The organism is Legionella maceachernii, assembly GCF_900167045.1.
Lineage (GTDB): Bacteria > Pseudomonadota > Gammaproteobacteria > Legionellales > Legionellaceae > Tatlockia > Tatlockia maceachernii.
This window is the reverse complement of sequence record NZ_FUXJ01000019.1, coordinates 1-23004: the sequence shown is the minus strand read 5'-3', so window position 1 is coordinate 23004 and position 23004 is coordinate 1. Positions and strand designations below refer to the sequence as shown.

Sequence of the window (23004 nt, the reverse complement as noted above, 5' to 3'; positions counted from 1 at the left end):
GGACACTTACGCTAATGTACCCTCTACCGATACTTGATATTTGGGACTTTGATCAAACCATTACTATTCATCATACAGCTGGAAATCAAGAGATTTATGAGCCTAAGACCAATACCAAATCTGGCTTGGATGGCAAAGTTACTCATAATAACAAACGGTTTTGCGCAGTAGCGACTTTTCATAAAGATCCGGGGTATGTGCTATCGTATTTTTTACCCTTGTTTAAATTAAATGAAGCAGACATTGAAACAGAAAAAACCGAAGTGCTCTCCTTCGAACATCACCAATTAACTAAAATTTACTTCCGCGATCGTTCACAACCTTTCATTATTGCAACACCTTTGCTGGAGAACTATGAGTTTCACGTCAAAGCACTCTTCTTAGAGGGTAAAAATGAGATACTCAAATCCCTTTGTACTGCCCTTCCCCCATGCGCTGAATATCACTATTACGATGATTCAGAAAAATGTTATTTACAATCCATGGGATTAGGATATTTTCATAGTTATTTTGTCGATAAAGACGCTCCCCATTTGACTTTTAAAAAAGCGCATCAACCTTCAGTCGTGGCAGAATTGCGAAATACACTCAATGCTTATAAACAATTGCAAGAAAACTCAGAAAACGCTTCTGAGAGCAAACCCGAAACGCCATTGGTTGCCTTATCTTTTCTTGTCAATTCCTTGAACTCTGAGAAAGGGAAAGAACCGGAATTAAAACAACCAACCGATCTCACTTCTCTTCAGGTAGTAAATCATCTGTTGACTTTTTTAAACTCAAGTTCGACTGCAGAAATTGCTCATTTAGAGGTATTAGCTCAAGGTGAGCTCGGTCTCATGATTAAAGACTGGGAAATCAAAAGAGGGGTTACTTTAAGTGAGTTTATTGCTGAGTTACGAAAAGAAAAGCTCGCTATGCAAGAATGCGTCTATGTATCGGATGACGAATTTTATGAGAATGTAGAAGGGCTTAAGTTAAGTTAATTACGCCACTTATATTAAAATAGCGCTGACGTATAACTCAAGATCAACTCGATTCCCCGCCGGGGTACAGCTATACCTGTACCCGGGGCTTGACGGAAATTACTCTGACTTTCATTTAACTTTTTGGATTTACTGACAAATCGCCTCAATTTGTTCCAGTTCTTTTTTATTAAGCTCAAAATCAAGCAAGGCTAAATCATCTTGCATGTGCTGAAGCTGGGTGGTGCCCGTCAAAGGGAGCATCCCTATTTGCAAAGCGAAACGAAAGATAATTTGTGGAATGGTACAATTGTACTTAGTCATTAAGTTGCGCATTAATGGATTGAAAAGGTATTCTTGATTCGCAGTTAGCAATGAAAAGGCTTGATAAATAATGCCTTTTTCGGCACAAAATTCCCTTATTTTTTTATCCCATTTTGTGATAGCAAAACAACGATTTTGCACAAAACTAGGGCTAATCGATGCGTTTTGACAAAGCACTTCCAGTTGGCTTAAGTTAACATTCGAAATACCTAGAAATTTAACCTGCCCACTTCGGCATAAAGTCTCCATCGCCTGCCAAGCTTCCAAATCGCCTTCGGTTATTCCTTGCCTATAAAGCGGACCATGCAGAATATACGAATCGATATAATCAGTCTGCAAATGATTTAGCGAACTGGCAAAAGATTGCTTAACTTGCTCGCTAAAAGAAGCGGATTCATCATAAGGCTTTCGGTGATCCTGACCGCTTGCAAACGTAAATTTGGTCTGTAAAAACAAGTCTTTTCGTGTTTTCCCACTGCTTTTTAAAAACTGCTGGATGCCTAATCCCACCCCTTCTTCAAAGTAATGTCGGCGCTGGTTGGCCGTATCAATGCCTTCAAATCCCGCGTTTAAGGCAGTCAAAGTGAGTTCCGCGGTGCGCTCCTCCTTCCAGGCTGTCCCGTATAATAAAGCAGGAATTGCCAGTTTTTGTAAGGAATGCTTAAATTTATCCAATACCATTTAAAATCTCCTTGGGCTTTTATTCGCTGCGTAAAGAAACCATGGGCTCCAGTTTTGCCGCTCGCCTTGCCGGGTAAAAACCAAAAAAAACACCCGTTGCCACGGATACGGCAAATCCTGCTAAAGGGGGCATAAAATAAACAGTAAATGACCAACCACTAAAATAAGCGACGATGCGTGTAAAAACCAATCCCAATATCACCCCCAAAACACCTCCTAAAAGCGAAAGCATGACCGATTCAACCAAAAAAAGCGTTTGAATCTCGGTGTTCCTTGCACCCACCGCTTTACGTATACCGATTTCTTTTTTACGCTCACTGACTGAAACCAGCATGACATTCATAACGCCAATTCCCCCCACTAACAGGGAAATGCTGCCAATCACCGCCAGTAAAAGCGTAAAAATACGGCCTTGGCTTTCCATGCTGGCAATGATTTGCTTAGCACTCCGAGGAAAAAAGCTCAACGTGGGCGCTTGCGCCATTAAAATTTGCCTCACTTGGGCAATTACCTCATCAATGGGACTATCGGGTTTTAACAGTAAGACGGCATTACTTATTTTATTGTCTTTACTGACTAAGGCCATGCCCGCTATGGGAATGATGACCGATTGATTAATGTCTTCATTAAAAAAGCCGTTTTCTTTCCAGGGATGAGCTATTCCGATGATCGTATAAAGGGTTTGCCCGATACGCAATTGCTTACCAAGCGGATCTTCGAAGGTAACTTCCGTTATTTTATGTGCCAAGGTATCGCCTATCACACAGAAATGCTCAAACGATTCGACAAAAGAAACAAAATGACCACGCGCGAGTTGAATATTAATAATTTTGGCTAAAGACTCATCCGCACCAATAATTGCGCCCTGAAGCGTTTTTCCTTCAAAACTAATCGGTTGATAACCCGTACCATAAGGCGCGATGCGTAAAACATTGGGAATTTGCTCAGGTATTTGTCGCCAAACACGCAAAGGGATCTGCTTCTCACCATTATTCGATTTATTCGGGTTTTTTTCGTACACGGAAATCGCCAGCAGATCGGTGCCAAGCGCTTTAAATTGAGCGAGTGCTTTTTCCGTTGCCAATTGCCCACAACTAATCAAAGCCACTACTGCAGCTGTTCCCACTAAAATACCCAGTACTGCAAGAAAAGATCGCAATTTTGCAGCAGCCAAGTTCGCTAACGCTTGTTGGAAATGGCTAAGTAAAGTCATCAATACGCCCTCAGAAAGCCTGTCATCCTGAGGGCAAGCGAAGGACCTCTCAACGCTTGGCAGTCATTGAGTCTGGGAGGTCCTTCGCTACGCTCAGGACGACAATGGCTTTTTCTACTCATCGCCTACTCTCTGCAATAATTTGCCCGTCTGCCAAAGTAATGCGTCTTGCACATTGTGAAGCAACTTGTTCATCATGGGTTACCAAAATAATGGTACGCCCTTCCTTGTGGAGCGCTAAAAATAAATTCATCACTTCACTGCCTGTGCGCGAATCCAAAGCGCCTGTCGGCTCATCAGCTAAAATCACCTTAGGCTCTCCCACTAAGGCACGCGCAATGGCGATGCGTTGTTGCTGTCCACCCGATAATTGCGTGGGGCGATGTTCAGCAAACGCTTGCATCCCTACCCGTGCAAGGGCACAAGCGACTCGTTCATTCATTTCTGCAGGCGGGACATTACGATAAGTTAAAGGTAAAGCCACGTTTTGTTTTGCATTAAACCGCGGCAACAAATTAAATTGCTGAAACACAAAACCAATGGTTTGATTGCGTAAAATCGCTAATCCATCATCGTTTAGCCCAGCAACATTGCTCCCTCGCAGCAAGTAATGCCCCCTATCTGCTTTATCCAATAAACCGACAATGTTCATCAAGGTGGATTTGCCAGAACCTGAGGCCCCGACAATGGCAAGCAGCTCCCCTTCATTGACTGTCAGCGAAACCTCTTTGAGAACTTGCGTACTGACTCCCCCAATGGAATAGGTTTTAACCACCTGATGGAGTTCAATTAATGAAGGACTAGTCATACGCCACCACGTCACCCGCTTGAAGTCCTGAGGCCACAACCACCTTGTCTGCAAGTGCAGGGCCGGTAGTCACCACACGTGTTTCTGACGAGCCTTTTGCGGTGATTATTTTGACAATGGATCTCCCTTTTTCCTGCTTCACCGCGGTGATGGGCACAAGGAGTTGCTCACCACTGTCGACTTCAATTTCAATTTCTGCGCTCATGCCGACTTTGACCCACTGGCGTTGTAATTCATTAAGCGCTTTGACTTCAACCACGGCATTAAATGAAGGCAGAGCCGCTCCAGCGGTGGTTGAAGCTTGCGCATTCACCGCAACGAGCTCACCTTTTAATACCTGTTTCCCTAAAGCAACACCAGTCACATTGGCACGCATGCCTGGGCGAATTTTATCAATATCAATTTCCGGTATATCGATTTCGACGCTCACTCCCGTTAAATCACCAATCAGTGCGAGCACTTGTCCTGCTTTCACCGTAGAACCGACATTTAATTTTCCCGATTGCTCTTCTCCCGATTTAGGAGGATAGAGCAAGACACCATCGGAGGGCGCTTTCAGATGAATTAAATTATGTTGCCCTGCTAAGGCTTGTCTTACCTTCTCAAACTCAGCAATGTTCAATTCGGATAAATGCTGAGCATTGCCGTCATCCATTTTTTCCAACATTTCGGTGAGCCGACGTGTTGCTTGAATTAAACTCACTTTGGCAGTTGCCAAACTGGATTCTTCACTTAAATAATTGTTTTTTGATATTAAACCGGCATTCCATAGCTCTTGAGTCCCATTAAATTTGGACTGTGCCACGGTAAAGCTATCCTTCGCCTTGAGGTATTCCGTCAACGTATCATTGTATTGCTTTTGCAATTCGTTGGAATTTAGCGTCACCACCACATTCCCTTTTTTTACCAATTGCCCGTAATGGTAATGCAGCTTTTCCACCACAGCGTCCATTGGGCTTGTCAGCGTGCTTTCCCGTAGTGGTTGAATAGTGCCTGTAAAATAGAGGGATTTATGCACTGCTTCCGGCTTTACCGCGTACCCCTGAACAGTGGCCCTTTTTTGCTCAGCACGATGCCCACAGCCTGATAAGACAGCGATTAGAACAAAAATGACAACGAATAACCCGTTTCTCATGCACCATACCTAAGTTTGATTTGCCAATGATCGAGCGTTTTACCCAAAATGCGATCAAGCGCTGACAATTGATTAAGGTAGGCTATTTTAGCACCAATTAGACCCATTTGTGCCTGAATCAATTGGTTTTGTGTATTATTTACGTCCAAAGCACTGGCAATACCAGCCTGTTGCTTCTTTTTTTCCAGCTCATAGGATTTTTCCGCCAATGCCACTTGCTTTTCCGCAAGCTGGTACCGTTTAGCTAAGCTTTCAATGTTATTGATGGTATTGGTAATAGTGGTTTCTAAACTGCGCTTCATGGCAATGAGGTTTAAGCGATCTTTCTCCAATCTCACTTTGGCCGAAATGAGTTGGTTACGCCGATTAATATCGCGCAAAGGAATGGTTAAAGTGACCCTGGCTGTTTGATTGATGTTTTGTCCGTTATAGAGGGAAGGAAACCCTCTTTGCCCATCCACCTCATTAATTCGGCCACTTTGCACATTGGCCCCGACATCCAATTGCCAAAGCTGCTGGTTTTTGGCGAGTTTATACGCTCTTTCGTCGGCGCGTAAGGCCATTTGTTGCGCGAGATATTGTGTATTATGCTGCAACGCCCAATCAATCGATGCTTTGAGATCGGGGACAATGATTTTCTTAACCACCACATTACTCGGTACTGACAGCCGCATTTTAGGATCCAAGCCTATTGTTTGCAGCAAATCCTGAGCGGCAATTTTAAACTCATTTTCCGCCTGCTCAACCATTAAGCTTAGCGATTCAATTTGGTAAGATTGCTGAATATTGCCCGTGGGCTCCAATTGGCCTGCAGCGATTTTTTTTTCGTTGATTTCGTAAGTTTTGCGCGCTTCCTGCAATTGCAGCTTTTGGGTTTGCAAATTATTACCGCTTAAAATCAATGCGCGATAAGCCGTAATAACTTGAGTGATTTGATCACTCACCGACTGCTGTAAATTGACTTTATTTAACCACTCATTATCAATCGCATCCAACAAACCTGCTTCATTGGCTGCTTTACCGAATCCACGCAGCAAAGGTTGAGTGATGGAAAAATTAAGCACAGGAGAGTAACTGTTATAATTCGCGACATTATTATCAATGTTTAATCCTAACTGCGTGCCTAATTTGGTTTTTAAATTCACTTCCGGTGAGGCAATAAAGCTTTTATTTGTCGTATTACCCACACCGCTGTAGCGACTTTTTTCAACAGCAGCAGCTCCCGCCAAAGCGTATTGTAACTCAAACTCATTATGGGCTAACCGCAGCTGATAGCGCTGGATAATCCGATCCAATTCCGCGTTTTGAATATTCGGGTTATAACGCAAAGCAAGCAAAATTGCTTCACGCAAACTTAAGCGCTGGGCTTTTTTATGACGCACCTCAGGTGAGGTGGGTAAGTCGACCCAATGATCCAGCATGAATTCAGGATTATTGATTGCGTTTTGCAAGCGCTCATTCGCCTCAGAGACACGGGTAGCCTCAGCAGCGGGTTTATCCACCCAGCGGTACAATGTTGTTGGTTCAGGTGGCGTTACTAATGCAGCAGGAGCGGCAAGCAAGGAGCTACATGCTATAAGGCAACTGCCCAGCAGCAACAGCCGCCAATGGATTAAAAGCGCCACTCATTAAACTCTGAAAATCTTCATGTTTAAAATTAAACCATATTTTGCTTTAATACAGAAGCTTTTTATATTAAGGATATCCCGCAATATAAGCGCATCTGACCAACAAGCTTAAACTTTTTGAATCAGGATATGGAGTTGTCGTTGGATTTCCTGTATCAACAAGATTCACAGCAAATGCATCAGAAAAACTAGACTCAGTAGAACTCCAATAAGGCAAGCCTCCAAAATTGCCCAAACCGAGATGAGATAGGCTAGTATACATTTCAGCCAACTGTCCTGAAGCTGGAAGAAATTTTTGAGGAGATGTTTGAAAAAAACAATCTCCGGCAGCAGGCGCACCAAATAAGCCTGAGTTTTGCATGATTGCTTGAGTGTTAGTTAGCCCATCCGTGGTACTATTCGCATTTGTGAGAACATTCGTTGTCTGCCACTGTAGAGTTTGAACAGCATCACTCTGATCGGCGACTGTTACAACCCCGTTAGTAATATCAAACACAAACCCCCCATCTTGGATAAAACCAATAGCAGTATTGTTAGAGGTATCTCCCGCACCATCTTGGGCATGGATTGTGTTTTGTGCGATATAAGCGGTATCGGAACCAAGAGATATGGTGCAGGTCTCCCCAGGAAATATTGGCCCAGCACAGGCAGAGTCATCTTGGATTACTTGCGTCCACGAAGAGGGCAATATAAGGGTTATATTAGAAAGGGGGGGACCAGAGGAATTGTTATAGGTAACAGAAAAAAGCGTCGTTGTGGTTGCATTCGGTGATACAGTTATATAGGGAGATCCTAAAGTGGGTTGGAGTGTTAAAATAGTGCCTACAGTATTAATCTGTAGCCGCACAGTATTCGTATTATCTCCACTAATATCAACAAAGTTAGTTTGTGGAGGGTTAGTGTTGCCATTAAATGTCATGGTACAGGTACCTGATGGTGCGAGCGAAGTCCCGCATGTGCTGTCACAGGTATTATTGTTACAAAGAGTTGTAGGCGTTGCCGCAAGATTTAATGCGGCCGCAGTTGACGATTGATTTGTTATTGTTACTTGCCCCTGCCCTCCCGGTGTAAGAGTTAACAACGTAGGAGAAATATTAATTACCACTTCACTAACTGTAACATTAAGCGTAGTTTGGTTTGTTGCATTAGGAGTTGCACTTTGAACGATGAATTGACTTGCAGTAGAACCGATTGGCGCCTGAAAAGAAATTGTACATGATGAAGAGGGCTGAAAAGGCGCCGCCTGTGAAAAAATACACGTATTGGCGGTAACTTGTACATTTTGGGGGCTCGTTGTTCCTGTAGCAGGAAGAATATTACTTGTTACCGCAACTGAAGAAGTATTCATTACCGTTATACTACTAGCAGGTCCGCCTTCTGACAAAGCAAGAGGATTAGGAGTTACCTGGAGAGTAGCCTGCAGAATCGTAATCTTTACCGCCGTCTGATTGGTATTCGAGCCTTGAATAAAAATATTCACTCCGCTCGATTGAAGAAGAGAACCTGAGAACTGCATAGTACACGTGCCCCCTGGCGCCAAAACAGAACAAGCAGGACTAGTCGTTGCAGTTATTCCTGAACCTGATGGAATCGTTGGTTGGATATTATATGCTGTGCCCGTTGAAGACTGATTAGTCACTGTCACCGTTCCTAGCTGGTTTATGCCTAAAGTAAGATTCGGATTAGAAGAAATCCGAACTACTTGAGAAGAAACGCTCAAGTTCACTTGATTTGTGTTCGTTCCTTGAATTGGCACAGTAATGCCTGATTGCACACCCGTTGCGCTAAACGTAATCGTACACGACCCCCCTGGAGGTAAAGAGGTGGGGCAGTTAGTTGAACTGACTTGAATGTTAGTGCTTGCAGCGGGAGGAGTAGCACGAACATTGATCGCAGGAACCGTGGCACTTAAATTAGTCACGGTTATGGAACTAGAATTCCCAACACCTAATACCAAAGGATTCGGTGAGACACTGATTGGCACATTTGCCGCGGCTGTAATAGGAATAAGAAGTTGATTCGTATTGGTTCCCATTACCGATAGGGTTGTCGTTGCCCCCGACGTGGCAGAAAATGTAATCACACAGGAGGCGTTTGGCGGTAAGTGAGACGGGCAAGTGCTACTTGTTATGGAAATTGCGGTATTAAGAATAAAATGGATATCCAAATGTTGTGCAAAACCAAAGGGGTTTGTATTGGTTATGGTTACACTTCCTGTACTCCCGAGTGAGAAAACCACAGCGGAGGTATTTGCAACGAGTCCCACAGGTATAGCGGGTGTCAGATTAATCTGCAAAAAATCCGTTGGATAAGGTTGGGAACAAAGAGAAGCGTCTGGTCGATTATCGCCCGGCCCCATGGTCTTACACACCACAGGCCCAGAATGCACCCCACCAGCCATTTCATGGGCAAGTAACTCCAATACCAAAAGACAGGATTGGCCGTGTGCTAAAACAAAAGGAGAGTGACATGTGCCGGGTGCTCCGGTAACAAAATGGCGAACGCCAGGAATAGGTACCGTTGTGAGCTCGCGGGCAATCCCAGTGTTATTGGTAATCATGTACTGGGCATACGCAAGGCCATTTGCAGGCATGGTATTCGGTGCCCTGAGTACTGGCACGATATTAAATTTGACTTCAGCTGCTTGAACTACTACCGCCATTATCATAAGGAAAATTGTAACAGCCCACTGCCGCAATGAAGTCTTCTTCATAAATCAATCCTTGAAGAGATAGCTAAACATTTAGTTAAGACACATAACTAATACTGATTTGTAATTCATGAGTACGCAGGCTGTTAATGTGCGGACCCGTACCAAGGGTTTGGCCAATGGCAGGCCCCAGGTTACTCCTTCCCCAATCGGCAAACTCATAACCCAAGCCAACATGCCAGTTATCGTCCACGTAAGTTTCTAATCCGGCACCTAAGGTATAACTGAACGCGGATTTACTTTCATCACTAAAAGAAGGGGCAGGAATTTCCTGGAACAAACGGGTATTGATGGTAAACCCCGAGGAGTGGTTATACCCTATGCCGGCACTACCACTGATATAGGGAAGCAAATCATAGTAATTGGGGTCATACAAAAATTTCGCCTTTAGTGCGCCACGCACATTGCGTATGCCGTAAGAGTAGGTGAAATTGCCAAACTCAATGTCTGAGTCTTCAAAAACATTTCCTTTTGTCCTTACCTGGGAAGAAGCACCAAATGCTAATCCTATCTGGGAGGTGACCACCGAGTTAATTTGACCATACAAGCCTAAAAAGATCTCACCGGTGAATAAGGTATTGGTTCCCTGTGCGGTGGTAACGAGTTTGATGGTGCGGCTTGTGGGCAATGGGATATACGCTTTATTGACGTTGGGTTGTAACGTAAGAACCTGGGATTCCCCAGGTCTGGACCAAGCAGGCCCCACACTTAAAGTCGCAACGAAAGGCCATCCGGTCCTGTCATCATAAGGGGAGCGGCTATACATCCCTCCTGCTAATGCATCCCTTGCTAGGGCAAAGCCCAGTAATACCATCGGCAATTTTTTTATTATCATTCTACATCCCGGTATCGAGTTCTTAAACAGAATGATTTATACCTTATTCAGAAAGTTTTTTCTACGAATCCTTTACTTATTCGAAATGAATCAATTTTTTCCCCGCCGCTTGCTCAATAAACATTCTTTTAAGAGGCGTTATTGCATTACACATTCTTAAGCCAAAACCGCGAAGGGCAATTACTGGCGTTAACGAATTTGTAAACAATGATTTAAATCCATCCATCAGGGCAATTGTTTGCCAAACTTCATACTTACGCTGGCGCTGATAAGCACCTAACACTTTTTGCGACGTTAAACGCTTATTCCCATCATCAAGGCCAGCAAGCCAGGTAGCCACATCAGCTAAGCCCACATTCAAACCTAATCCAGCCAGTGGATGAATCGTATGGGCAGCATCACCCAGCAAGAGCCAGCGTTTCCCGCTGTATTGTTTTGCATGGCGCATGGTAAGGGGGAATTGATAACGCTTGCTCATTAATTGAACTTCACCTAATTTACTAGCAAATGCCTTGGTTAAGTCTCGATTAAAGGCTTCTTCAGGAAGCGCCATTAATTGCTTAGCCTGTGTAGGTGTTGTCGACCAAACAATCGAGCATAAATGCGTATCATTAAGCGGAAGGAAAGCAAGCGGGCCGTCCGGGTTAAATACCTGGTAAGCTGTTCGTTGGTGTGATTTTTCGGTATGCACCAAGGCAACTAGGGCCTGCTGATGATAAGACCATGTGGTTAAGGGCACTTTTAGGAGCTGACGACACGGTGAATTACCGCCATCCGCAATCATCAGCAGTTGTGCTTTCCAACGAGTCTCACCCGAAGCGACTAAAATCCCCTCTTCATGCTCCTCTATTTGACTCACCGTGGAATGCGCTAAAACAGTGAATTTCGCTTTTTGTAAATCCAAAGCCTGCAAGATGGCCTGCTTCAGCACCGATTCCTCAATAATAGTCCCTAGGTGGTCGCTAACAATCGTACGGGCATCAAATTCAATGTGTGCTTGACTTGCCGCATCCCACACATACATCTGGCGGTAGGAGGATATCCGGGTTTTATCCAAATGCACCCACACCTTCAATGCTTGCAATAAATCCTCAGAAGCTTGATTGATTGCATACACGCGTGGATCAATATCCGCCGAATTAACCGTGACACTCCCCGCATCAATGAGTGCGACAGAAAAACCACGTGACAGCATTGCAAGTGCTGCCGTTAAACCCACAACCCCACCGCCAACCACCATTACATCAAACTGTTGGTTCATAAGCTTTCCTTTCTATCCAACGCAATACCACAAACCAAATCCGGTGTCACTCCCGCAAAACCGCAGGTGTAATGGGTCAAACAGTGCTTTAGAAGGCTTAGATTATCAACGGCAATTAACCCTAAATTTCGTGCCAAAGCCATGCCTGGAAAGTGACTGGTGAACACTTCAATTAACCCATTCGTCAACCGGGTAATGGCCATTTCATCATGCTGGCGCATTTGTTGGTAATTTTGCAGCATGGCGGGGGTTAATCCCTGTTGCGCAATGCATTGCGCGAGAGTTGCGACATCGCGCAAGCCTAAATTAAAACCTTGCCCAGCGACAGGATGGAGGGTGTGAGCCGCATTGCCTACAAAAACTATCGGCCAAGCGATTTTTTTCGGCATTGTGATCTGTCTCAGAGGGAAAATAACACGCTTACCGACGCGCACAAACCGGCCCAGACGGTAGCCGAATGCTTTCTGCAATACCTGTAAAAACCTGACCTCATCAATAGCAATTAAACGTGCAGCTTCGACCGGCGGTAAAGCCCAAACTAAAGAGGCGCGTTTTTCTGTCATAGGAAGCAATGCTAAAGGCCCCGATGCAGTAAATCGCTCATAAGCCCAATTGCCATGCGATCGTGCTAAACCAATATTGGTGACAATGGCTTGCTGTTGATAATCTTTTATTTTTACTGGCAAGGCACTTAACCGCCTCACTGTGGAATCGGAACCATCCGCGGCGACAATGAGTTTCGCTTTAATCGAATAATTTTCTTTTTCTGTGCTTACTGTGGCCAACCCTTGGTCTTTATCCAGCGCGATGAGTTTCGCGGGGGCTAAGCAGTGCTGTTCGTCAAGCCGCTGATATAGGGCATGGTTAATGGACTGCATTTCAACCACATGCCCTAAGGGCTTATTCGCTGATTCACTGTTTAAGGTGGTGCTGCCAAAACGATATTGTTCTGACACATGAATGGTTTCGATTGGCGTCGCCTTATTTTGCAAGAGCGGCCAAACATCCAGCATTTGCAAAATTCGCAGGCTTGCAGGAGACAGCGCAAGTGTGCGTGCATCAAAATGAGCATCGATTTTCGCACTAAGTGGATGGTTGTCTATCAATAGAATCGTATAGCCTTTGTTGGCTAAGGCCAGCATTAAGATGGCACCTGTTAATCCGCCACCCACAATAAGAATATCGACTTGCCTTTCAACCACGGAGTAAAGCCTCAATTTCATCCACTTCCACGGGTAAAGCGGCAGTTAAATTCTCATACCCGTCTCGTGTGACAACAATATCATCTTCGATGCGTACACCAATATTCCACCAGCGCTCATCGACCCCACGCATGCCTGCACTAATATACAAACCGGGTTCCACTGTGAGAACCATGCCAGCCTCTAACTGGCGCCATTCCCCCTCAATTTTGTAGCGACCCGCATCATGAACATCTAAACCTAACCAATGCCCCGAATTATGCATATAAAAGGGCTTATAGGCTTCAGTGGCAATCAATTTATCCACTTCACCCTTCAAGATGCCTAGCTCGCATAAACCTGAAGTCAGAATAGTAATAATGGTTTGCTGTACTTCATACCAACCTAAACCAGGTTTAATACGGGCTATACCTGCTTGTTGCGCTTTAAGCACCAGTTCGTAAATGGCTCGTTGCTCTGGGCTAAAGCGGCCATTGATGGGAAAAGTGCGAGTAATGTCAGCCGCATAATTTTCAAACTCGCCCCCCGCATCAATCAGCAACAAATCCCCTGCGCGCAGAGGTTGGTTATTCTCTGTGTAATGGAGAATACACGCATTGCCACCGCCAGCCACAATCGGATCGTAAGCCACTGAGCGGCAACCCTGATAACCGAACTCATAAAGCAGCTCAGCTTCCAATTGATATTCATTTTTAGCCTTACTGCAAGCCCGCATGGCCCGTTTGTGTGCAGCCACAGAGATGGCAGCAGCACGACGCATGAGATGAAGTTCTGCCTCTGATTTAAATAACCGCATTTCACTCAAAAGAGGCTCTAGATCACATAGCGTATCAGGCACTTTTATGCCTCTTCTTAGCTGTCCTTTTACATGCTTTAATGCCTTAAAAAGTAGCTTTTCAATTGAAGGATAACGACCCATGGCAAAATAAACTGCGGTTTTGTCAGTTAATAAATCTGGCAAATGCGCAACCAGGCTTTCAATGGAATAAGCTTCATCGACTCCTAGCCTCTCACGTGCCCCTTCTTGCCCTAAGCGCTTTCCGGTCCATTGCTCTTCTGCTGGGTTTCGTGGGCGATTGAATAAGTATGCCTTACCGGGTTTACCTGCTAGCAGAATCAGCATTGCCTCGGGCTCATTAAAACCCGTTAGGTAATAAAAATCGCTGTCTTGGCGGAAGCGGTAATGCGCATCACCATTACGCAATACCTCATGCGCAGCAGGAATAATTGCAATCGATCCTGGAGCCAATCTTGCTGCCAACGTTTGTCTTCTTGCCTGATATTCTTGCTGGGTAATCATTTACACAATCCTTAAAGTCGTTTTAGTGCGTGGTTTTAGTCGAACCATGTCCACTGTTACTTGCTTTTAAATCCCCGTATAACCGCAATACGGCCATTCGAGCATATTCGCTTACCTCCATTAACGCTTTTTCATCCTCTTCCTCCACCTCTAACGATTCATAATCCAATTGGGCAAATTCTTGCAGATGATGCAACGCTTCCTGTGATTCTTCTTCCTGAAATTGTTCGACGCTAATGCCAGCGATCGCCATGCTTTGGGTAAATCCTTCGCACCATTCACTAAAAGCCTGTGCACGATCGATTAAAGGTTCATTTTCGTCAGGCAATAATAATTCAAAGCCGAAATCAAAATTCCCTAATTGTTGTTGGCTAATGGTGTAGACTTCGAAGATAGCAAGAGCAGCTGCACGCGTTGACTTATCTTTTTTGCTGGAGGTTAGCGCTCTTAAATAGGCGTCGCCCTCAGAGGCAGCCCCTGCACAAAGATAACCGCACATCATTCCATGCAACTCACTTCCAGAAAAAGGCAACTCTAAGGCCAAAATAGTATGGCTAAAGTTCTGATAGTCTGGCAGATGGGTTGGTGTATTTTCAGGAGACATAATAAACTCGTTAAACAAATTGATTAATGATAACTGATTTGCTCGACCATTCCAAAGTTGCTACTATTTGAATAATACGTCACATTGTATAGGCCATATAAAATGTCAACAGCAAAAACTTGTTCTATCAAATTGCTAAATAAAACGTATGAAATTAAGTGCCCTGAAAATGAACAAATTAATCTCGAACAGGCTGCTGAAAAGCTGAATGAACAATTGAAGCAGAGCAAGAAGTTCAAACAACTGGACGAATTCCAAGCCTTACTCTTGGCGGCACTTAATATAAGCCATCAACTAATCACTTGCCAAAAACAACAAGAGCAACAGCGCATGCAGATTAGCAAATTCATCAGCTCATTGGAAAACAAAATCCACCAGGCTGTGCATGGCAATTTAGATCAGGACCCGCAAACAGACTGAAGGTTGGGCCTTAAGCTTTTATATAGCTCGCCATTTTGTTGGGCCAAGGCTCAAGCTCTTTTATTGATTACGAGTTAACTTCGGAATGGTATAGTGGTATACTGTGCTTAACCCGACAGCGAGTTATTTGTGAACCAATACTCACATCCAGGGGAGCGTCCTGTAGTCGGTGTTGTGCAAGCCCATCAATGAGTGGGAAGCCTGAGCCGACACCTTGCCCCCCACCTGAACCTAAGGGGTTCAAAATCGAGACTGTCGGGCTTCTTCGCCCTTCTTTAAGACTAAGACGCTTGAGTTAATTTCAATCGTTCTTTAAGCATTAAGAACTCATCTCGAACCTTTGCAGCTTGCTCAAATTCCATGTTTTTCGCGTGCTCATGCATACGCTTTTCAAGCAGTTTGATTTGCTTGAGTAATTGGTCAGGGGGTATCGCCTCATAGATCGCTTGCCGGTCTGCCACTTGGGTCTTATTGCGGCGTGTACTATAAGCCCCTTCCATAATATCGGTGATGGATTTCTTGATTCCCTTAGGTGTAATGCCCTGCGCTTTGTTGAACTCCATTTGCTTATGGCGGCGCCGTTCGGTTTCCTCTATGGCACGCTGCATGGAGCCGGTAATGCGATCAGCATAGAGGATCGCTCGTCCGTTCACATTGCGTGCAGCACGTCCTATCGTTTGAATTAACGATCGATCGGATCGGAGAAATCCTTCTTTATCGGCATCCAGAATAGCAACTAAAGCGACTTCAGGCATATCTAAGCCTTCACGCAATAAGTTAATACCCACCAAGACATCAAACTCGCCAAGTCGTAGATCGCGAATGATCTCGACCCGTTCGACAGTATCAATATCCGCATGCAAATAACGCACTCTTATGCCGTGCTCTCGCAAATAATCGGTTAAATCTTCCGCCATCCGTTTAGTCAAAGTCGTAATCAAAACCCGCTCCCCCTGCGCAACGACCAGACGAATTTCAGACATTAAATCATCCACCTGATTTTTAACCGGACGGATTATCACTTGAGGATCCACGAGTCCCGTTGGCCGTACAACTTGTTCAGCCGTATTATCACTATGCTCCAATTCATAGGGACCTGGGGTTGCAGACACATAAATCGTTTGTGGCGAACGCTCATCAAACTCTTCAAAACGAAGAGGACGATTATCCAAAGCTGAGGGGAGACGAAACCCATATTGAACTAACGTTTCTTTTCTAGCCCGATCACCACGATACATACCTCCAATTTGCGGCACAGTCACGTGGGACTCATCGATAATCAATAACGCATCAGGAGGCAAATAATCAAATAAAGTAGGGGGTGGCTCACCCGTATTTCGACCTGATAAATAGCGCGAATAATTTTCAATGCCCGAACAATAACCGAGTTCCAACATCATTTCGATATCAAAACAAGTCCGTTGCTGCAATCGTTGCGCCTCGAGCAATTTATTTTGTTCGTTAAACTCAGCAAGCCTTTCGCGCAGCTCTTCTTTGACTAAATCCACTGTCTGTAAAATGCGCTCCCGTGGCGTGACATAGTGAGTTTTGGGGAAAATCGTCACCCGTGGTAGCCGCTGTAGCATCTCTCCTGTTAAGGGATCAAAACGGGAAATATTTTCTACCTCATCATCAAAAAGCTCGATACGTATCGCCTCTTTTTCTGAATCGGCTGGGAAGATATCAATAACATCGCCATGAACGCGGAATTGCCCTCTTTCCAGCGATTGCTGACTGCGAATGTATTGCATTTCGGCAAGTCGCCTCAAAATTTTGCGCTGATCGCATTGTTCTCCTCGGGAAAGATGTAATAACATACGGAGGTAAGAGTCGGGATCACCCAAACCATAGATAGCAGAGACGGTCGCTACAATGATAGCGTCCCGTCGTTCAATCAGTGCCTTAGTTGCTGATAAGCGCATTTGCTCAATATGCTCATTGATGGACGCGTCTTTTTCGATGAAAGTATCCGAAGCAGGGACATACGCTTCGGGTTGATAATAGTCATAGTAAGAGACGAAATATTCGACGGCATTGTCCGGAAAATAGGTCTTGAATTCGCCATAAAGTTGTGCCGCCAATGTCTTATTAGGCGCCATGATCAACGCTGGCCTTTTCATCGCCTGAATCACATGAGCAATGGTGTAAGTTTTCCCCGAACCGGTAACGCCTAAAAGGATTTGACGCGCCAACCCGGACGTCAAACCGTCGATTAGCGAGCTAATTGCAGTTGGTTGATCACCAGCGGGTTGATAATTTGCGTAAATTTTAAATACATTTTTCATACTATAAACTATAACCGATCAATGAGGTGTTAGGGTAGTTTTCTCGGCCTGAATTGATCGAAAACATAGCACAGGAGCTTAAAAATGGATATCGCGTTGGCAGAGCGAATACACCAAGTTAAACCATCACCTACTCTTGCTGTGGCTGCAAAAGCCGCAAAAATGCGTGCAGAAGGATTAGACATCATTGGATTAGGGACAGGCGAGCCTGATTTTGATACCCCTGTCCATATTAAGCAAGCAGCCATTGCAGCTATCGAGGCGGGCTTTACCAAATACACCGCTGTTGACGGAATTGCCGAATTAAAACAAGCCATTAAAGATAAATTTAAACGCGACAATGCCCTTGATTATCAGCTCAATCAGATCTTAGTCTCAGTGGGTGGAAAACAAAGCTTCTATAACCTCTGCCAGGCCTTAATCAACGACGGGGATGAAGTGCTCATTCCGGCTCCTTATTGGGTTTCTTATCCAGATATGGTTTTATTAGCGGGTGGCAAACCTGTGATTATTCCTTCAACACCAGCAACACGGTATAAAATTTCTCCGGCGCAGCTTGCTGAAGCGATTACTCCAAAGACTAAATTAGTCGTACTCAATAGCCCATCAAATCCGTCTGGCGTTGCTTACACGCTTGAAGAATTGCAAGGTCTTGCTGAGGTATTAAAACAATATCCCCATGTATTAATTGCTACCGATGACATGTATGAACACATTCTTTGGACCATGCCTTTTTCTAATATACTTAATGCTTGCCCTGATTTATACCCTCGTACTATTGTGCTCAATGGTGTTTCTAAAGCATATGCAATGACGGGTTGGCGTATCGGCTATGCCGCAGGCCCTGCTGATTTAATCGAAGCCATGAAAACCGTGCAATCTCAATCCACTTCTAACCCTTGCTCCATTGCGCAAAAAGCATCGGTTGCAGCATTAAACGGCGGCGATGAAGAGGTAAAAATGATGGTTAAAGCCTTCCATGAGCGCCATGATTACATTGTTGAGCGTTTATACGAAATTCCTGGCATTGAAGTCATTCCTGCCGATGGTACGTTCTACCTCTTCCCCAATGTGCAACCCATTATTGAAAAGCGCGGCTTCGCTAATGATGTCGAATTTGCTGAGCGCCTTTTGCAAGAAGTAGGCGTCGCTTTAGTACCCGGCTCCGCTTTCGGAAACGAAGGCTGCATCCGTCTCTCTTTCGCCACAAGCATGGAAATCCTACAAGACGCCCTCGCTCGATTGCAGCGTTTTTGTAAATAAAGCCTCGCAAGGGAAGAAAAATTTCACTCATCCCCTTGACCCACTAGCGGAATCCATTTAAGATTCCGCCTCATTCCCCGGTAGCTCAGTCGGTAGAGCGGATGACTGTTAATCATTAGGTCACAAGTTCGAGTCTTGTCCGGGGAGCCAATCCCAGTCTGGGTTTTGGCGGAATTCAAAGTAAACCTTAAATTTTCGTGTCGAATATGTGTCGAAGGCTGAAGTGAAGCATTAAGGGTCTTTCCCATTTCCGGGGGCATCTTTAATCAGCCACAGAGCACCCTAACACGCGTTCTATAATTTTCAAAGTTTCTAAATCCATAGGCTCTACGTTGAATGAGTTTCATTTTCCGATGAAAGCCTTCGGTTATGCCATTGTTCTTAGTAAACCGCAGCATTCTAGCGACTTCCTCTTTCCATTTAAATAAGGTATTTCCCAAGGTATTCAAAGTTTGAAAAGGACTACGTTTAAGCTCATTTATCATGTCTAAGAAACGAGGTAATAAGCGTTTGCACTCTTTAGCAGTGCAATGCTTTTTAGACAGTAGCTGGTGAAGTTCTTGTTTAAAATCATAAATTGCAGCAACAGCAGGCTGTTGTTGAAGATAGTTATTACGCAGCGCCAATCGTTTAGCCGTTAAGTTCTCTGGGTTGGTTTTAAGCGCTGCTAACAATCCTCGTTGATATTTTAGAGTGGGGTCAATTTGATGATAGGTTTGTAAGGTGAACTGATTAATAAGCCTTATTACATGGAACCTATCGGCTACGATTTGGGCATTGGGAAAGTGCTGCTTTACTAAAGCACGATAGCTTGTACTTAAATCAATACAAACGACTTTCACCCGCTCTTTACCCTCCAGGTGGTTAAAGTATTCTTTTAGGTCAGCTGAAGAGCGGCCTTTGACAATGTCATATACTTTATGCTTTTTAAGGTCACAAAGGGTTGTCGCATAGCCTTGTTTACGACTAAAAGAATGTTCATCTATCCCAAGAACCACAGGGCAAGGGGTATTTTTTAATTCACTTTCTTGCTCACGATAGTGCTGCTGATACCAACGCTCAATGGTTGCTTTGCCTTTGTTATATTGCAAAGCCAAATCTTTCTGCGATATTCCACGAGTATGGTCGTGGAAAACCGCAGCCTGCAAACGCCAGGTCGAGCGTTGATACTTTTTTATTCCGGGAAATTGCTGATTGCCATATCGCCTACAGCGATTACAATATAGTTTGTAGGCTTTAAAATGTAACTCGCTTCGTCGATGGCCTATTAACTCATGCGATACTCGACGCATATACGACGCTTTTTTGCGTACTTCCTTACTTGCACAATGACTACAACGTGCTTTGCGATTATACGATAGCTCCAAAATTAGCGGCTGATAACCACTCACTTTTTTGATAGTAAATCCAGGTAAATTTAGGATAAGATCACTTCTCGGCACTTTAATCTCCTTTTGACTGTCAAATCAAACGGTTAGTCTATACTAACTCGATTAAAGTGCTCCCTTTTTTGAGAATGAGCCGTTTCATTTTTCGATGAAAGCCTTCAGTTATTCCAATTTTTTATAATGGTGCTCTTGATGAGGCCAATAAAGGCTGTATCAGATTTTCGGCGTTGGAACTCAAAAAATGCATTATTAATGGAACTAAGGCGTGTTTCGATCTCTATATGCACCTTATTAATGGGTACAATGCTGGTGCTATGTTCAGAGGTTACGATAAGTTAGAAAAAGATATTGATAGCTTCAAACTCCGCATGCACCGAATATCCCAAAAACAAAGCGAATCCATTTACTCGAAGTATGTTATTTTTTTAAAAAAAGAACGACGCGAAACGTGGAATTCTCGATCAACAATAATAGCTTCTGTCATGAGTACATTGGGCTTTATTATTGCGCTTTATGTTAGCTTTGCTCCATTATTAAAAACAGTATCAGTTAAGCCTCAGATTACAAAGAAAGAGACCAACGCAAAAATTGACAATATTTTGGCCAGCTCTACACAGCTTACAGTTAACCGTTGTAACATACTAAAAAAATAAATATGTTTTGTGGCATAGCACTTTCGTCACAAAAGTCACTTTTCGATTAAATTTACTTTTCATCAAGTAAATCTGATATTTTTTGAGTATCTTCCTCTGGTTTCTGGAAAGAAAATCCTGAACTCGTTAGATTACATGAAAATTTTCGACCAAAATCATCAAATCCATCATCAGTAATCCATGGAAAAGGTGCTATTGTAAGACATTCTATAAGTTCTAATTGTTTCTTTTTCAGCCCCACTCATTTTTACAGTAACCAAACCTTTCTGTTTAACACTAATAATTTCGGCAACACCTCGCTCAATATCTGTCTTATTTGGTCGTATCATTTTACACTCAGTCTAAGAAACCCTGTTTAATCATTTGGAGCATACGACTTGCTTCCTGATAATTATATTGATCCCTGGAAATAGATAATGCTAGTCCATTAGTTAATTCGTCACTATCAAAAAAATCCTTTAGATGATTGCATGTCTCTCTGGATGAATTGTTAAGATCACGACCTAAAAGACGACATCCACTCAGCGTATAATCAAAGTTTTCATCTAAGAGATCCTGATTCTCTTCATAAAGCCTATTTTCATTGCCCAAGTCAAAATAGTTGGCAATAATGTAAGCAATATCACTTGCGTCTTTTTGAGCTCTTCGGTCACCCCATGCAAATAGCTTCAGAAGAGCGAACCCCAATGGAGAAGCTACCTTGATAGTAATATCTCTAATTGTGATATCTATTGCATGCTTAAATGTATCTTCAAATCCAATCAAACTGAGTTTTATGTCATAATCTGGTGGCCATTTTAGATTCGAGTCATGTTCATTTATTTCACCAAATGGGACAATGTCTAGACAGCCATATTTTGTGGATATGATACGGGGTTCAAATTTTTCATCGACAGTAAAATAACTATCATTGACAAAAGCGCTTTTTATTTTATAAAACTCTTGCCAATTTCTACAACACAAAGCAATATCAGTATCCAATGTTTTTCTTAATTCTGCCTTTTTACCAAAATAATCTAAGAGCATGTCTCTCGCTTTAGCACCAATTAAAAAGTAAGAACAATCATTATCACGAGCAATCTTATTAATTAATGCAAATAACTCGATATCATTATCTGAAAAATTATTCCACCTGTTTTCTAATGAACTTGTCATATATAATTTCCGCTGTTTCTTGAGTTCTTTCATCGAGTGAGCTTAATAAATCGGCATAAACCAAAATGAATGGCACATGGTTTTCTTTATAAGTTTTGGTATCAAAATTCCAGAATTTTTTTATTAGCTCTATATTCCCATTGTTATCTTTTTTTAACCTGCATTTATATTGTAATAGTGGTAAGGCATCGTCTGCATAAAGTGTAATTATTTGGGGGCTTAGATAATGAGTTAACTTTGCAGCAGCTATTTCTCCTCCCCAAAGAAAATTAAATTCACAGGGATTCGTTTCTTTAAACTGTGCAAGATTATCTGTTGAAAATTTATCGATCATTAATTTTGGACGTAATTTCTCAGCATAGCCAATACACCATTTACTTAATAAGATATCTTTATTAACCAAATGCTTTTCACCACGATTTTTTTCTACGATATATCCATGCTTTTCTAAAATTAAAAGTGTTTTGCTAACACTTCCTAATGCCACATCACTCATTTTAGCAAGCTCACGATAGGTATGCTCTAACGGTTTTTTAATGACAAGCAATGTAAAAATAAGTTTTATACTGGCAACACTCAGTTTGAATTGAGTGATATCCGATAGACTTCTCTTCTGAGGTGTTTCTCCTTTAATAGAGATAAATACAGGGGGAGAGTTTACATACATATTACCTGAGAAATCAACGTACTCAATATTCGCTTTTTGCAATTTATCAGCCAGAACTTTATTAATGTGGTTGCTAATTAAAATGCTTTTTTTATTTAAATGTTGCATGTATTGAACGATAGCACCAATATTCGAATTATCAATATTGCCAACGAGTTCAGGCTTATAGATTAACTTATTATTCTTTTCAATTTGGAGGGTTAATTGATTACTTTTTTCATCAAATTTACATTGAAGCTTTGATCTATCCTTTATGATCGATAATAGTTTATCTATATTCATCACAATATCCTCTTTGCCATGTTCATGATTATAGCTTGTTCAAAAAAAATGAACAACATAAAAAAATGAACGCAGGGTTTTGTGATTAGCGAGTAGTTGCTATGGTTGAATAAAAGTTGAGAAAGAGATAGAGAAGAGTCTCCCGTTAAAAGATTAACAAACCCGTGCAAGGATAAAGGAGACTCTTATGAAGCGAGATTATACAAACAAAACGGTATATGTCGGAAT

Annotated in this window: 20 protein-coding genes, 1 tRNA gene and 1 other RNA gene; 6 read left to right on the top strand and 16 right to left on the bottom strand. The window is 43.0% G+C overall.

The annotated features are described in order from the left end of the window. The first annotated feature begins 14 nt into the window (after positions 1-14). Positions 15-983: a hypothetical protein gene (locus B5D33_RS13890; RefSeq protein WP_058453396.1), complete on the top strand. Its 969-nt coding sequence runs from the start codon at positions 15-17 to the stop codon at positions 981-983. 129 nt (positions 984-1112) lie between these two features. Here the strand turns inward: B5D33_RS13890 and B5D33_RS13885 are convergent, their stop codons facing one another. The 11 genes from B5D33_RS13885 to B5D33_RS13835 form a co-directional block, all read right to left on the bottom strand. Continuing rightward, positions 1113-1967: an aldo/keto reductase family protein gene (locus B5D33_RS13885; protein ID WP_058453397.1), complete on the bottom strand. Its 855-nt coding sequence runs from the start codon at positions 1965-1967 to the stop codon at positions 1113-1115. Positions 1968-1986: 19 nt separating this feature from the next. Beyond that, positions 1987-3180, bottom strand: a complete 1194-nt coding sequence (locus B5D33_RS13880) for an ABC transporter permease (protein WP_058453398.1) — start codon at positions 3178-3180, stop codon at positions 1987-1989. 118 nt (positions 3181-3298) lie between these two features. After that, entirely contained in the window at positions 3299-3988 is a 690-nt protein-coding gene (locus B5D33_RS13875; RefSeq protein ID WP_078767475.1) for an ABC transporter ATP-binding protein, read from the bottom strand. Beyond that, positions 3981-5123: an efflux RND transporter periplasmic adaptor subunit gene (locus tag B5D33_RS13870; protein WP_058453399.1), complete on the bottom strand. Its 1143-nt coding sequence runs from the start codon at positions 5121-5123 to the stop codon at positions 3981-3983. Before B5D33_RS13870 ends, B5D33_RS13875 begins: the two co-directional genes overlap by 8 nt. Beyond that, positions 5120-6748, bottom strand: coding sequence for a TolC family protein (locus B5D33_RS13865; protein WP_411550308.1), 1629 nt, complete (start codon positions 6746-6748; stop codon positions 5120-5122). Before B5D33_RS13865 ends, B5D33_RS13870 begins: the two co-directional genes overlap by 4 nt. Positions 6749-6818: 70 nt before the next feature. Continuing rightward, on the bottom strand, positions 6819-9464 hold the full coding sequence (locus tag B5D33_RS13860; protein WP_058453400.1) for a hypothetical protein: 2646 nt from the start codon (positions 9462-9464) through the stop codon (positions 6819-6821). Between the two features lie 34 nt (positions 9465-9498). Next, positions 9499-10296 carry an outer membrane protein gene (locus B5D33_RS13855; protein ID WP_058453401.1) on the bottom strand — a complete coding sequence of 266 codons (798 nt, stop codon included), beginning with the start codon at positions 10294-10296 and terminating at the stop codon, positions 9499-9501. A gap of 76 nt (positions 10297-10372) precedes the next feature. Continuing rightward, positions 10373-11557 (bottom strand): FAD-dependent monooxygenase, encoded by a 1185-nt coding sequence (locus B5D33_RS13850; protein ID WP_058453402.1) that lies wholly within the window; start codon positions 11555-11557, stop codon positions 10373-10375. After that, positions 11554-12759, bottom strand: coding sequence for a 2-octaprenyl-6-methoxyphenyl hydroxylase (gene ubiH, locus B5D33_RS13845; protein WP_058453465.1), 1206 nt, complete (start codon positions 12757-12759; stop codon positions 11554-11556). Before ubiH ends, B5D33_RS13850 begins: the two co-directional genes overlap by 4 nt. After that, positions 12752-14059 carry a Xaa-Pro aminopeptidase gene (gene pepP, locus B5D33_RS13840; RefSeq protein ID WP_058453403.1) on the bottom strand — a complete coding sequence of 436 codons (1308 nt, stop codon included), beginning with the start codon at positions 14057-14059 and terminating at the stop codon, positions 12752-12754. Before pepP ends, ubiH begins: the two co-directional genes overlap by 8 nt. Before the next feature lie 22 nt (positions 14060-14081). After that, positions 14082-14663: a UPF0149 family protein gene (locus B5D33_RS13835; RefSeq protein ID WP_058453404.1), complete on the bottom strand. Its 582-nt coding sequence runs from the start codon at positions 14661-14663 to the stop codon at positions 14082-14084. Between the two features lie 102 nt (positions 14664-14765). On the opposite strand from B5D33_RS13835, the gene B5D33_RS13830 reads away from it, so the two are divergent. Both B5D33_RS13830 and ssrS read left to right on the top strand, forming a co-directional pair. After that, positions 14766-15083: a cell division protein ZapA gene (locus tag B5D33_RS13830; protein ID WP_058453405.1), complete on the top strand. Its 318-nt coding sequence runs from the start codon at positions 14766-14768 to the stop codon at positions 15081-15083. Between the two features lie 106 nt (positions 15084-15189). Then, positions 15190-15349, top strand: a non-coding RNA gene (ssrS, locus tag B5D33_RS13825) — 6S RNA. A 15-nt stretch (positions 15350-15364) separates the two neighbouring features. Here ssrS and uvrB read toward each other — a convergent pair. Further along, positions 15365-17368: an excinuclease ABC subunit UvrB gene (uvrB, locus tag B5D33_RS13820; protein ID WP_058453406.1), complete on the bottom strand. Its 2004-nt coding sequence runs from the start codon at positions 17366-17368 to the stop codon at positions 15365-15367. An 84-nt stretch (positions 17369-17452) separates the two neighbouring features. On the opposite strand from uvrB, the gene B5D33_RS13815 reads away from it, so the two are divergent. After that, positions 17453-18631, top strand: coding sequence for a pyridoxal phosphate-dependent aminotransferase (locus B5D33_RS13815; protein WP_058453407.1), 1179 nt, complete (start codon positions 17453-17455; stop codon positions 18629-18631). 74 nt (positions 18632-18705) lie between these two features. Beyond that, positions 18706-18781, top strand: a tRNA-Asn gene (locus B5D33_RS13810). 116 nt (positions 18782-18897) lie between these two features. Here B5D33_RS13810 and B5D33_RS13805 read toward each other — a convergent pair. After that, positions 18898-20073, bottom strand: a complete 1176-nt coding sequence (locus B5D33_RS13805) for an ISL3 family transposase (RefSeq protein ID WP_078767474.1) — start codon at positions 20071-20073, stop codon at positions 18898-18900. A gap of 227 nt (positions 20074-20300) precedes the next feature. Here B5D33_RS13805 and B5D33_RS13800 point away from each other — a divergent pair, with 227 nt between their 5' ends. Then, positions 20301-20672, top strand: a complete 372-nt coding sequence (locus B5D33_RS13800; protein ID WP_058453408.1) for a hypothetical protein — start codon at positions 20301-20303, stop codon at positions 20670-20672. Between the two features lie 170 nt (positions 20673-20842). On the opposite strand, the gene B5D33_RS16680 is transcribed toward B5D33_RS13800, so the two are convergent. From B5D33_RS16680 to B5D33_RS13790, 3 genes are read right to left on the bottom strand one after another with little or no spacing between them, the layout of a single operon-like run. Then, positions 20843-21001: a hypothetical protein gene (locus B5D33_RS16680; RefSeq protein WP_156415027.1), complete on the bottom strand. Its 159-nt coding sequence runs from the start codon at positions 20999-21001 to the stop codon at positions 20843-20845. 7 nt (positions 21002-21008) lie between these two features. Next, positions 21009-21827, bottom strand: a complete 819-nt coding sequence (locus tag B5D33_RS13795; RefSeq protein WP_058453409.1) for a nucleotidyl transferase AbiEii/AbiGii toxin family protein — start codon at positions 21825-21827, stop codon at positions 21009-21011. Further along, positions 21796-22776, bottom strand: a complete 981-nt coding sequence (locus B5D33_RS13790) for a type IV toxin-antitoxin system AbiEi family antitoxin (RefSeq protein ID WP_058453410.1) — start codon at positions 22774-22776, stop codon at positions 21796-21798. The genes B5D33_RS13795 and B5D33_RS13790 overlap by 32 nt, the downstream gene beginning before the upstream one ends. Between the last annotated feature and the right edge of the window lie 228 nt (positions 22777-23004).